Below are 11,788 nucleotides of genomic sequence, written 5' to 3'. Positions count from 1 at the left end.
GATGAAACTCGCCCTTGGCCCCCTGCTCTACTATTGGCCGCGCCAGAGCGTGCTCGACTTCTACGCCGACATCGCCGACAGCCCGGTCGACAGTGTCTATCTCGGCGAAACCGTCTGCTCGCGCCGCCACGAGCTGCGCCTCGACGACTGGCTCGAAGTCGGCGACATGCTGAACGCCGCCGGCAAGGAAGTGGTGATCAGCACCCAGGGCCTGATCGAATCCGAATCCGACCTCAAGGTGCTGCGCCGCATCGTCCGCCAAAGCGCCGAAGACCGGCCCGGCTTCCGCGTCGAAGCCAACGACATGGGCGCGGTACGGCTGCTCGGCGAAGCCGGCGCCACTGATTGGGTCGCCGGCCCGACGCTGAACATCTTCAACCCGGCGACGCTGCAACTGATGATCGACGCCGGCGCCACGCGCTGGGCGGTCGCGCCCGAGATGTCGGGCACGGCACTCGCCGCCGTGCGCGCCGCGCTCGCCGCAGCGATCGAGACCGAAGTCTTCGCCTACGGCCGCCTGCCGCTGGCGCATTCGGCACGCTGCTTCACCGCCCGCCACTTCAACCTGCAGAAGGACACCTGCGAATTCCGCTGCCTGGCCATCATGGACGGCATCACGCTGCGCACCCGCGAGGGCGAGCCCTTCCTGACCCTGAACGGCGTGCAGACGCAGTCCGCCCGCGTGCACAACCTGCTCGGCGACCTGCCGGCGGTACGGCAGAACGCCGAAGTGCTGCGCATCAGCCCGCAGGGTTCGGACACCCGCCGTGTCGTCGAGCTGTTCCGCGCCGCCCTCGACGATGCACAGACACCGGCCGCCGCGCTCGCCGCCAGCCGCGAACTGATGGTGGAAGCGCCGTGCAACGGCTTCTGGCACGGCCGCGCCGGCGCCGAGCAGTACGTGGCGGCGTGAGCGCAGCAGCCCGAATCGGCCCGCTTTCTGCCGCATATCCGCCCTGAGAACATCCGGAGCCCGAACATGCCCGCCCTGCCTTCCCTGCCCTTCCCGCCGCCGGCCGTGTTGCTGCCCGGCAACCTGCGCCGCCGCATCGGCGAGCGCCTGGAGCACTTCCGCGTGCCGGATTTCACCGTGCCCGCCGCACTGGCGAAGCTGGCCGGCCGCCTGCCGCAGCAGCCGCCCACGATGGCGCTGACGCTGGCGCTGAACCTGGCGCTCGACCGCATCCTGCCGCGCGACACACTGGCGCCGCTGAGCGGCCGCCACCTGCAGATACGAGTGCTCGATGCCGGCCTCAGGCTCGACTTCACGCTGGGCGACAAGGGCTTCCAGCGCGCCGCGCCGGCGGCCGGCGACGGCAAGCCCGATCTGGTCATTTCCGCCACCACGCGCGACTTCATCGCCCTGGCCCTGCGCGAGGAAGACCCCGACACGCTGTTCTTCAGCCGCCGCCTGCGCATGGAAGGCGACACCGAACTGGGCCTGCTGGTCAAGAACACGCTCGATGCGGTCGATTGGGATGCACTGAAGGCCAGGCTGGGCCTCGGCCGCTGACATCGCAGCCGCCGGGGCGGCGGTCACCGCCTTGCCGTGCGGCAACCCCGGCACGGCCTGCGGCTTCGCCCCTCCTTCCCGCTTCGAGGGCAGGCCGGCATGGCACGCCGGCGAGGGCGGCGGACGGAGCGGCGGCATCTGCGTTAAGCTTGCGCCCCCGTCTCGCTGCCGTAGCCGCTCGCTGCACCATGCCCTCCGCCTCGCCTCCACAGCCCGCCACCGCCTCCGAGTTCGACCTGATCCGGCGGCATTTCAGCCGCGGCACACGGCATACCGATCTCGCCGGCGGCGACGATGCGGCGCTGCTACGCGCACGGCCGGGCATGCAACTGGCCGTGTCGACCGACATGCTGGTGTCCGGCACGCACTTCTTCGCCGGCACCGACCCGCAGGACCTCGGCTGGAAGACGCTGGCGGTCAATGTGTCGGACCTCGCCGCGATGGGCGCGGAACCGCGCTGGGCCTTCCTCGCGCTGGCGCTCCCGTCGGCCGACGAGGACTGGATCGCCGCCTTCGCGCGCGGCTTCTACGCCTGCGCCGACGCTTTCGGCGTGGACCTGGCCGGCGGCGACACCACCCGCGGGCCGCTGAACCTGTCCGTCACGATCATCGGCGAAGTGCCGGCGGGCGCAGCGATCGGCCGCGCCGGCGCCCGCGCCGGCGACGATTTGTGGGTTTCTGGCCAGCCCGGCCTGGCTGCGCTCGGCCTCGCCGCGCTGCGCTGCGAAGTCGATCTGAACCTGCCCGGCCGCCAAGGCTGCATCGCCGCGCTGCAGCGCCCGCAGCCGCGCATGGCGCTGGGGCTGGCGCTGCGCGGGCTCGCCAGTGCGATGCTCGACGTCTCCGACGGCCTGCTCGGCGACCTGGCCCACATCCTGGCGCAGTCGGGCGCCGGCGCTGTCATCGATAGCGCGGCCCTGCCGCTGGCGGCGCTGCTCGCGACCGGCGCGTCCGAGGACAAGGCCCGCGCCTGCCTGCTGGCGGGCGGCGACGACTACGAGCTGCTATTCACCGCAGCGGCCGCCGCGCGCACCGACATCGACGCGCTGTCGCGCCGGCTCGCGCTGCCGCTGCACCGCATCGGCCGGATCACCGACCGGGCGGGCGAATGCCTGCTGCGCACGGCCGACGGCGAGGAGCAGGTCCTGCACCCGGGCGGCTACGATCACTTCACATGAACATCGCTGCCGCCGTCACGCCCGTTCTTCCGCACACCCTATCTTCCGGAGCGAGCCGATGCGCCCCACTCTGAAACTGATGATGAGCCACCCTGCCCACTTCATCTCGCTCGGCTTCGGCTCCGGCCTGTCGCCATGGGCGCCGGGCACGGTGGGTACGCTGCTGGGCTGGGCGCTGTATCCGCTGCTCAGCGCGCCGCTGTCGGAATTCGTCTTCCTGGCCTTTCTTGCCAGCCTGTTCATCGTCGGCGTGCTCGCCGCCGAACGCACCGGCCGCACGCTCGGTGTGCCCGACCACGGCGGCATCGTCTGGGACGAGATGGTGGCAATCTGGCTGGTGCTGGCATTCACGCCGGCAACGCTGGGCTGGCAGGCGGCCGCCGTGGCGCTGTTCCGCTTCTTCGACATCGTCAAGCCGCCGCCGGTGCGCTGGGCCGACCGCAGCTTCAAGGGCGGCTTCGGCGTGATGTTCGACGACATCATCGCCGCCGGCTACACCCTGCTCGTGCTGGCCATCCTGGTCCAGCTGTTCGGCCGCTGACCGGCCCCAATCCCCCTCCGGCACACATGCGAACGATGGATAGCGAACTGAACGAACTCTCGGCCGCGGCCGGTGCCGCACTGGCCGCACGGGGCTGGCTGCTGGCCACCGCGGAATCCTGCACCGGCGGCTGGATCGCGGCGACCGTCACCGCCACCAGCGGCAGCTCGGCCTGGTTCGACCGCGGCTTCGTCACCTATTCCAACGCGGCCAAGACCGACATGCTGGGGGTCCGCGCTAAGACGCTCGAAGCGTACGGTGCCGTCAGCGAGGCGACCGTCACCGAAATGGCGGAAGGCGCGCTGGCCCACAGCACGGCAAACGTCGCGATCGCCGTTTCCGGCGTCGCCGGCCCGGGCGGCGGCACGCCGGCAAAGCCCGTCGGCATGGTGTGCGTGGCCTGGGCACGGCGCGGCGCGGCCACGCTGGTGCAGACGCTGCAACTGGCCGGCGACCGCGAGGCAGTGCGGCGCCAGACCGTCATCCAGGCGCTGCGCCGCTTGATCGAACTGGCTGGCGCGGATATTGCGTGACATATTTGCTGTATATAAATACAGATGCTAAGCTGAGGCCGTCAGAGACCTTGTTCACGGCTGCGGCAGCTCGCCGCCGAAAATCCCTGCAAGCTCTGTGCCATAATCAGCCCATCACTCAGGAAAAGTTTTCATGGACGACAACAAGGCCAAGGCACTCGCCGCCGCGCTCTCGCAGATCGAAAAGCAGTTCGGCAAGGGTTCGATCATGCGCATGGGCGACGGCAACGTCGAGCGCGACATCCAGACCGTCTCCACCGGCTCGCTCGGCCTCGACATCGCGCTCGGCCTCGGCGGCCTGCCGCGCGGCCGCGTGGTCGAGATCTACGGTCCTGAATCCTCCGGCAAGACCACGCTGACGCTGCAGGTCATCGCCGAGATGCAGAAGCTCGGCGGCACCGCCGCCTTCATCGACGCCGAGCACGCGCTCGACGTCGGCTATGCCGAGAAGCTCGGCGTCAACATCGAGGACCTGCTGATCTCGCAGCCCGACACCGGCGAACAGGCGCTCGAGATCGCCGACATGCTGGTGCGCTCGGGCGGCGTCGACATCGTCGTCATCGACTCGGTCGCCGCGCTGACGCCCAAGGCCGAAATCGAAGGCGAGATGGGCGATCAGTTGCCCGGCCTGCAGGCCCGCCTGATGTCGCAGGCTCTGCGCAAGCTGACCGCCAACATCAAGCGCACCAACACGCTGGTGATTTTCATCAACCAGATCCGCATGAAGATCGGCGTCATGTTCGGCAGCCCCGAGACCACCACCGGCGGCAACGCGCTGAAGTTCTACGCCTCGGTGCGCATGGACATCCGCCGCACCGGCACGATCAAGAAGGGCGACGAAGTGGTCGGCTCCGAGACCCGCGTCAAGGTCGTCAAGAACAAGGTCTCGCCGCCGTTCAAGGAAGCGCACTTCGACATCCTGTACGGCGAAGGCATCTCGCGCGAAGGCGAGATCATCGACCTCGGCGTGGTGCACAAGATCGTCGACAAGTCCGGCGCCTGGTATTCCTACAACGGCGACAAGATCGGCCAGGGCAAGGACAACTCGCGCGAGTTCCTGCGCAACAACCCGGCGCTGGCGCGCGAGATCGAGAACAAGGTCCGTGCCGCCGTCAGCCTGCCCGAGATGCCGTCGGGCGGCGCAGCCCCGGCCGTCGCGGCGGACGAGGTCTGATCGGCTGCCATGGCCGAACCGAGCCTGCGCGAACGCGCCCTGCGCCACCTCGCCCGCCGCGACCACTCTCGTGCCGAACTGGCGAAGAAGCTCGCGGCCCACGGCGACGAGGACGAGATCCGTGCGGTGATCGAAAGCCTGGGCGAGCTCGGCCTGCAGTCCGACGAGCGCTTCGCCCAGGCTTTCGTGCGCAGCAAGGCGGCGCGCTTCGGCGCCAGCCGCCTGCGCAGCGAAATGGCGCGGCGTGGCCTCGACCGTGACCTGGTCGACGAGGCAACCGCCGGCGAATGTGCAGAATCGGAATCAGAGCGTGCGCGCAGCGTGCTGCGCAGCCGCTTCACCGCGCCGCCCGCCGACGCCCGCGAATGGGCGCGGCAGGCGCGCTTCCTGCAAACCCGCGGCTTCGCACCCGACCTGATCCGCAAGCTGCTGAAAGAGCCCCACGATGAGTCTGCTTAAGGTCGCTGGCCTGCAAAAGCGCTACAAGGCACGCACCGTCGTACATGACGTCGGCTTCGAAGTCGGCTCGGGCGAGGTCGTCGGCCTGCTCGGCCCCAACGGCGCGGGCAAGACCACCTGTTTCTACATGATCGTCGGCCTGGTGCGCGCCGACGGCGGCCAGATCGGCCTCGACGGCAAGGACCTGACCCACCTGCCGATCCACGCCCGGGCGCGGCTGGGCCTGTCCTACCTGCCGCAGGAAATGAGCGTGTTCCGCAAGCTCACGGTGGCCGAGAACATCCGCGCCGTGCTGGAGCTTCAGGGGCTGGAGAACCGCCAGGTGGACGAGCGCCTGCAGGAACTGCTCGAAGAGCTCGGCATCGGCCATCTGCGCGACAACACCGCCATCTCGCTGTCGGGCGGCGAGCGCCGCCGCTGCGAGATCGCCCGCGCGCTGGCCACCGACCCGCGCCTGATCCTGCTCGACGAGCCTTTCGCCGGCGTCGATCCGATCGCGGTGATCGACATCCAGAAGATCATCCGCTTCCTCAAGGAACGCGGCATCGGCGTGCTGATCACCGACCACAATGTCCGCGAGACGCTCGGCATCTGCGACCGTGCCTACATCATCAGCGAAGGCCGCGTGCTCGCAAGCGGCCAGCCGGGCGAGATCATCGCCAACGAAAAAGTCCGCCAGGTCTACCTCGGCGAGCATTTCCGCCTCTAGTCCAGGATGAAACCCAGTCTCCAGCTCAAGCTCTCCCAGCATCTCACGCTGACGCCGCAACTGCAGCAGTCGATCAAGCTGCTGCAGTTGTCGACGATCGAGCTGAACCAGGAGATCGAGCGCTTCCTGCTCGAGAATCCGATGCTGGAACGCGAGGAATTCGACGAGCCGCCGCCCAGGCTCGAGCCCTCGACCAGCACCTCTCCGGCCGAGCGCGAACGTGAGCAGCAGCGCGAAGCCGACACCAACGCGGGCGGCGACGCCGACGCCGGCAGCGCAGCCGAGCACGAAGGCGGCGACGAAGGCATCGACTGGTCGAACGTCGGCACCGGCGCATCGGCCAAGCGCGACGATGACGACGACGTCGACTTCCAGGAAATCCAGGCCGCCGAGCTGTCGCTGCGCGAACACCTCGACCAGCAGGTCGCGCTGTCGCCGCTGAACGATCTCGACCGTGCGCTGGTGCGCTTCATCATCGAAGCGCTCGACGACGACGGCTACCTGTACCAGCCGCTAGAAGAGCTGCTCGAACTGCTGCCGCCCGAGCTCGAGATCGACCTCGACGATCTGTCGATCGCGCTGCGCCACGTGCAGAACCTCGATCCGGCAGGCATCGGCGCCCGCACGCCGCAGGAATGTCTGGCGCTGCAGCTGCGCGCGATGCCCGAAAGCTCGATCCAGATGCTGGCGCTCGAGATCGTCGATGCGCACCTCGAACTGCTGGCCGAACGCAACTTCGTCCGCCTGAAGAAGCTGACCGGCTGCAACGACGACGAACTGCGCGCCGCGCACGCCCTGATCTGCAGCCTGGACCCGCACCCCGGCCTGCGCCACTCGGCTTCCGAGACGCGCTACGTGCTGCCCGACGTCGTCGTGCGCAAGGTTCGCGGCCGCTGGACCGTCAGCCTGAACCAGGAAGCGATGCCGCGCCTGCGCGTCAATCGCCTGTACGCCAGCCTGCTGCAGCAGAACAGGGGACAGGGCGGCGGGCTCACCGGCCAGCTCCAGGAAGCGCGCTGGCTGATCAAGAACGTGCAGCAGCGCTTCGACACCATCCTGCGCGTGTCCCAGGCCATCGTTGACCAGCAAAGACAGTTCTTCGATCATGGTGATGTGGCGATGAGGCCACTGACCCTCCGGGAGATCGCAGACCAGCTCGAACTGCACTAATCCACCGTATCGCGCGTCACGACGCAGAAGTACATGGCGACACCGCGTGGCGTCTTCGAACTCAAGTATTTCTTCGGCAGCCACGTTTCCACCGACACCGGCGGAGCAGCTTCCTCAACGGCAATCCGCGCACTGATCCGCCAGCTGGTGGACGCAGAGGACAGGAAGAAGCCCCTGTCCGACGCACGAATTGCAGAAGTTCTGGGCCAGCAGGGTATCGTGGTCGCACGTCGCACCATCGCGAAATACCGCGAATCACTCAATATCCCGCCGGTCAGTTTGCGCAAATCGATCTGACAACAACAGGAGTTAGCATGAATCTCAACATCACCGGGCGCCACGTCGAAGTCACGCCGGCCATTCGCGACTACGTCGGCGCCAAGCTCGACCGCGTCATCCGCCACTTCGACAACGTCACCAGCGTGGCGGTGATCCTCTCCGTCGAGAAGCTGCAGCAGAAGGCCGAAGTCACGCTGCACGTGCGTGGCAAGGACATCTTCGTCGAAAGCGAGGATACCGACCTGTACGCCGCCATCGACGCGATGGCCGACAAGCTCGACCGCCAGGTCCAGAAGTACAAGCAGAAAATGACCGACCACAACCACGAAGCCCTGAAGCACCAGGCGCCGCCCGAGGCCTGATCGCCTATTGCGGTTTTCCTTCCGGGGTGTGGTTATAATGCGCGCGTTTTCAAGACGCGGCTTCAACGCACCCCGGTCCAACCCCCGTCGCCCAGCGTGGCGCCAGCGGTAACGGCGCTGCGCAAGCTCCATAGCGAATGAGCCTGATATCTCAACTCCTGCCACTGTCGAACGTGGTGGTCGATCTGGACGCCAGCAGCAAGAAGCGCGTCTTCGAACAAGCGGGCCTGCTGTTCGAGAACCACCAGGGCATCGCCCAGAGCCTGGTGTTCGACAGCCTGTTCGCCCGCGAACGGCTCGGTTCCACCGGCCTCGGCCAGGGTATCGCGATTCCCCACGGCCGCATCAAGGGCCTCAAGGACGCGGCAGGCGCCTTCCTCCGCCTGGCGGCACCGGTGCAGTTCGACTCGCCCGACGGCAAGCCGGTCAATCTGCTGTTCGTGCTGCTCGTGCCCGAGCAGGCCAACGAGACCCACCTGCAGCTGCTGTCCGAACTGGCGCAGATGTTCAGCGACCGCGAGTTCCGCGAAGCCCTGCTCGACGCGCCCGACGCCGCGCACATCCACAAGCTGTTCGTGAACTGGGGCGCCGATGAATGAGGCAGACCAGCGTCGCGCGGCTGTTCGAGGCTGAACGGGAGCTCCTTCAGCTCAGCCATGTCAGCGGACGGCTGGATGCCGTGCTGGCCGTGGCCGAAGAGCGGATCTGGCCGGCCGACCTCGTCGGCCACCTGAACCTGATCCACCCCACCCGCCTGCAGATCGTCGGCGCCGCCGAACTGGCCTGGGCCCAGCGCCAGACCACCGACAAGGTCACCCACCACCTCAACGAGATCCTGTCCAGCCAGCCGCCGGCGATCATCGTCGCCGACGGCTGCACGGTATCGAACATCATCCGCGGCGTCTGCGAAGCGCACGACGTCGCGCTATTCACCACACCCCAGCCATCGGCCAGCGTCATCGACCAGTTGCGGCTCTACCTGTCGCGCGAACTGGCCGAGAAAGCCTCGCTGCACGGCGTCTTCATGGACGTGCTCGGCGTCGGCGTACTGATCACCGGCGACTCCGGCGCCGGCAAGTCCGAGCTCGCGCTCGAACTGATCTCGCGTGGCCACGGCCTGGTCGCCGACGACGTCGTCGAGTTCGCGCGCATCGCCCCGACCGTGCTGGAAGGCCGCTGCCCGCCGATGCTGCAGGATTTCATCGAAGTCCGCGGCCTCGGCATCCTCAACATCCGCACCATCTTCGGCGAGACCGCCTGCCGCCGGAAAATGCGCCTGCGCCTGGTCTGCCACCTCGAACGCCGCTTGCCCGGCGACGGCGACCCGAGCCGGCTGCCGGTGCAGCAGGAAGTGAAGGACATCCTCGGCGTCAAGGTCATGCGCGTGGTGCTGCCCGTCGCCGCAGGCCGCAACCTCGCAGTGCTGCTCGAAGCCGCCGTGCGCTCGACCATCCTGCAGTTGCGCGGCATCGACGCGATGCAGGAATTCATCGACCGTCAGATGCAGGCGATGAGCGCCGCCGACAGCGACGGCACGGTGTAAGCACGCTCCGGCCGGCAAGCAGCCCACCAGCGGCGCTATTGCCGCAGTGCCGCATCGGCTGCTACCCTCGACGGCTTTGCTGCCCCGCGAGCCTTCGATGAGCACCCCCACGGATTACCTCGAGCGCATTCTCAACGCCCACGTCTACGACGTCGCCGTCGAGACGCCGCTCGATCTCGCCGCCAACCTGTCCGCACGCGTGCACAACCGCATCCATCTCAAGCGCGAGGACATGCAGCCGGTGTTCAGCTTCAAGATCCGCGGCGCCTACAACAAGATGGCGCGGCTGTCGCCGCAGGCCCTGAAGCGCGGCGTGATCTGCGCCTCGGCCGGCAACCACGCCCAGGGCGTCGCCTTGTCGGCGGCGCGGCTCGGCACCCGCGCCGTCATCGTGATGCCCAGCACCACGCCCCAGATCAAGATCGACGCGGTCAAGGCGCGCGGCGGCGAAGTCGTGCTCGCCGGCGAGTCCTATTCCGACGCCTACGCCCATGCGCAGGAACTGGAAAAGAGCGAGAAGCTGACTTTCGTCCACCCCTACGACGACCCGGACGTCATCGCCGGCCAGGGCACGATCGGCATGGAGATCCTGCGCGCCCATGCCAAGCCCATCCATGCCATCTTCTGTGCGGTCGGCGGCGGCGGGCTGCTCGCCGGCGTGGCGGCCTACGTCAAGCGGGTGCGCCCGGAGACGAAGATCATCGGCGTCGAGACCGTCGACGCCGACGCGATGACGCAGTCGCTCGCCACCGGCAAGCGCGTGGCGCTGGAACAGGTCGGCCTGTTCGCCGACGGCACCGCGGTCAAGCAGGTCGGCGCCGAGACCTTCCGCCTGTGCCAACAGTACGTGGACGAGATGATCGTCGTCGACAACGACGCCATCTGCGCCGCGATCAAGGACGTCTTCGAGGACACCCGCTCGATCCTCGAACCCTCGGGCGCGCTCGCCATCGCCGGCGCCAAGGAATACGCCAAGCGCCACAGGCTGCGCGACAAGAACCTGGTCGCCGTCGCCTCCGGCGCCAACATGAACTTCGACCGCCTGCGCTTCGTCGCCGAACGCGCCGAACTCGGCGAACAGCGCGAAGCCGTGCTGGCGGTGACGATTCCGGAGCGGCCGGGCGCCTTCCGCAAGTTCATCAGCCTGCTGGGCAACCGCAACATCACCGAGTTCAACTATCGCTACGCCGACCCCGAGCAGGCCCACATCTTCGTCGGCGTGACGGTGCATAACCGCAACGAAGTCGGCCGCCTGGTGGAAATGCTCGAACGCCACGAACTGCCGGCGATCGACCTGACCGACGACGAACTGGCCAAGACCCACGGCCGCTACATGGTCGGCGGCCGCTCGCCGCAGGCCGAGAACGAGGTGCTCTACCGCTTCGTCTTCCCCGAACGGCCGGGCGCGCTGATGAATTTCCTCTCCAAGCTGCATTCGGACTGGAACATCTCACTGTTCCACTACCGCAACCACGGTTCGGACTACGGCCGCGTGCTGATCGGCATGCAGGTTCCGCCCGAGGACACGCAAGCCTTCGAGGACTTCCTGCAACGGCTCGGCTACGAGTACGTGGCCGAGACCGGCAACCCCGCCTACCGGCTGTTCCTCGCTGCCTGAGCCCTTCCGTCGGGTTCCCGGCGGCGTATTGCACGCGTCTCAGCGGCTGGCGCGGGCCGCGCCGGTGGGTACCGCGCCAGCACGGGCTGCCCCAGCATGGGCCGCCCCAGCTTCCGTGACGATCCAGTCCATCGGCCGGTCGTGCGGCTGCGGCAGCACGCTCGGCACCCGGCCCAGCTCGAAGCCGGCGCCGATCGCGACCACGTCCATCCCCGCCAGCGTGCGGTCGAAGTAGCCGCCGCCGTAGCCCAGGCGGTAACCGGCCGCATCGAAGGCGTTCAGCGGCACGATCACGACCTCGGGCGCCACCTCCTCCGGCGTCGCCGGATGCGGGATGCCATGGCGGTCGAGCACCATCCCGGCCCCCGGCGTCCAGCGGCGGAAATGCATCGCCGCTCCTGCTGCGACGACCACCGGCAAGGCCGCCACGCGCTGCGCATCGCCGGCCAGCCAGTCCCGGACCCAGTCCCTGAGATCGGGCTCGGCACGGAAAGGCCAGCAGAAACCCAGCGTGCGCGGTGCCAGTTCGTCGATCACGCCGCCGAGATGGCCTGCCAGGCGCGCGGTGAGCCATGCCCGCTTCGCCTCGTCCAGCGCCTCACGCGCCTGGATTGCCTGCTGCCGCAGGAATCTGCGGCGTTTCTCGATGTCATCGGCGGGGTCGGAAACAGGCTTCGTCACTGTGGTATGGTTGCTTGCAATGAAGAGC

The 11,788-nt window shown here is 68.1% G+C and carries 13 protein-coding genes and 1 pseudogene; 13 read left to right on the top strand and 1 reads right to left on the bottom strand.

Annotation, left to right across the window (positions count from 1 at the left end):
- The first annotated feature begins 1 nt into the window (after position 1).
- The 13 genes and pseudogenes from NX068_RS07210 (at position 2) to ilvA (ending at position 11,079) form a co-directional block, all read left to right on the top strand.
- Positions 2-913, top strand: coding sequence for a U32 family peptidase (locus NX068_RS07210; protein WP_263460608.1), 912 nt, complete (start codon positions 2-4; stop codon positions 911-913).
- A gap of 66 nt (positions 914-979) precedes the next feature.
- A complete protein-coding gene (gene ubiT, locus NX068_RS07205) occupies positions 980-1,513 on the top strand; it encodes a ubiquinone anaerobic biosynthesis accessory factor UbiT (RefSeq protein ID WP_263460607.1) in 534 nt (177 codons plus the stop codon).
- Positions 1,514-1,701: 188 nt separating this feature from the next.
- The gene (gene thiL / locus NX068_RS07200) at positions 1,702-2,691 is read left to right on the top strand and encodes a thiamine-phosphate kinase (protein ID WP_263460606.1); all 990 of its coding nucleotides are present in this window, start codon (positions 1,702-1,704) and stop codon (positions 2,689-2,691) included.
- A gap of 58 nt (positions 2,692-2,749) precedes the next feature.
- Positions 2,750-3,232 (top strand): phosphatidylglycerophosphatase A family protein, encoded by a 483-nt coding sequence (locus NX068_RS07195; protein ID WP_263460605.1) that lies wholly within the window; start codon positions 2,750-2,752, stop codon positions 3,230-3,232.
- A 35-nt stretch (positions 3,233-3,267) separates the two neighbouring features.
- Complete coding sequence (locus tag NX068_RS07190) at positions 3,268-3,765, top strand: CinA family protein (protein ID WP_263460604.1); 498 nt, start codon at positions 3,268-3,270, stop codon at positions 3,763-3,765.
- 133 nt (positions 3,766-3,898) lie between these two features.
- Positions 3,899-4,939 (top strand): recombinase RecA, encoded by a 1,041-nt coding sequence (gene recA, locus NX068_RS07185; RefSeq protein WP_263460603.1) that lies wholly within the window; start codon positions 3,899-3,901, stop codon positions 4,937-4,939.
- Between the two features lie 9 nt (positions 4,940-4,948).
- Entirely contained in the window at positions 4,949-5,398 is a 450-nt protein-coding gene (gene recX / locus NX068_RS07180; RefSeq protein WP_263460602.1) for a recombination regulator RecX, read from the top strand.
- Positions 5,385-6,107 carry an LPS export ABC transporter ATP-binding protein gene (lptB, locus tag NX068_RS07175; protein ID WP_263460601.1) on the top strand — a complete coding sequence of 241 codons (723 nt, stop codon included), beginning with the start codon at positions 5,385-5,387 and terminating at the stop codon, positions 6,105-6,107. The genes recX and lptB overlap by 14 nt, the downstream gene beginning before the upstream one ends.
- 6 nt (positions 6,108-6,113) lie before the next feature.
- Positions 6,114-7,574: pseudogene (locus NX068_RS07170) on the top strand (RNA polymerase factor sigma-54).
- Positions 7,575-7,591: 17 nt separating this feature from the next.
- Complete coding sequence (gene hpf / locus NX068_RS07165) at positions 7,592-7,918, top strand: ribosome hibernation-promoting factor, HPF/YfiA family (protein WP_263460600.1); 327 nt, start codon at positions 7,592-7,594, stop codon at positions 7,916-7,918.
- 137 nt (positions 7,919-8,055) lie between these two features.
- Positions 8,056-8,517, top strand: a complete 462-nt coding sequence (gene ptsN, locus NX068_RS07160) for a PTS IIA-like nitrogen regulatory protein PtsN (protein ID WP_263460599.1) — start codon at positions 8,056-8,058, stop codon at positions 8,515-8,517.
- Positions 8,514-9,461, top strand: a complete 948-nt coding sequence (gene hprK, locus NX068_RS07155; protein ID WP_263460598.1) for an HPr(Ser) kinase/phosphatase — start codon at positions 8,514-8,516, stop codon at positions 9,459-9,461. The genes ptsN and hprK overlap by 4 nt, the downstream gene beginning before the upstream one ends.
- Positions 9,462-9,558: 97 nt before the next feature.
- Positions 9,559-11,079, top strand: coding sequence for a threonine ammonia-lyase, biosynthetic (ilvA, locus tag NX068_RS07150; RefSeq protein ID WP_263460597.1), 1,521 nt, complete (start codon positions 9,559-9,561; stop codon positions 11,077-11,079).
- 39 nt (positions 11,080-11,118) lie between these two features.
- Here the strand turns inward: ilvA and NX068_RS07145 are convergent, their stop codons facing one another.
- Positions 11,119-11,760: a 5-formyltetrahydrofolate cyclo-ligase gene (locus NX068_RS07145; protein ID WP_263460596.1), complete on the bottom strand. Its 642-nt coding sequence runs from the start codon at positions 11,758-11,760 to the stop codon at positions 11,119-11,121.
- Positions 11,761-11,788 lie beyond the last annotated feature (28 nt).

Source organism: Thauera carbonicopians, from assembly GCF_025699485.1.
In the GTDB taxonomy this organism is placed as follows: Bacteria; Pseudomonadota; Gammaproteobacteria; order Burkholderiales; family Rhodocyclaceae; genus Thauera.
The sequence above is the reverse complement of the archived record's forward strand: the minus strand, read 5'-3'. Positions and strand labels throughout refer to the sequence as shown.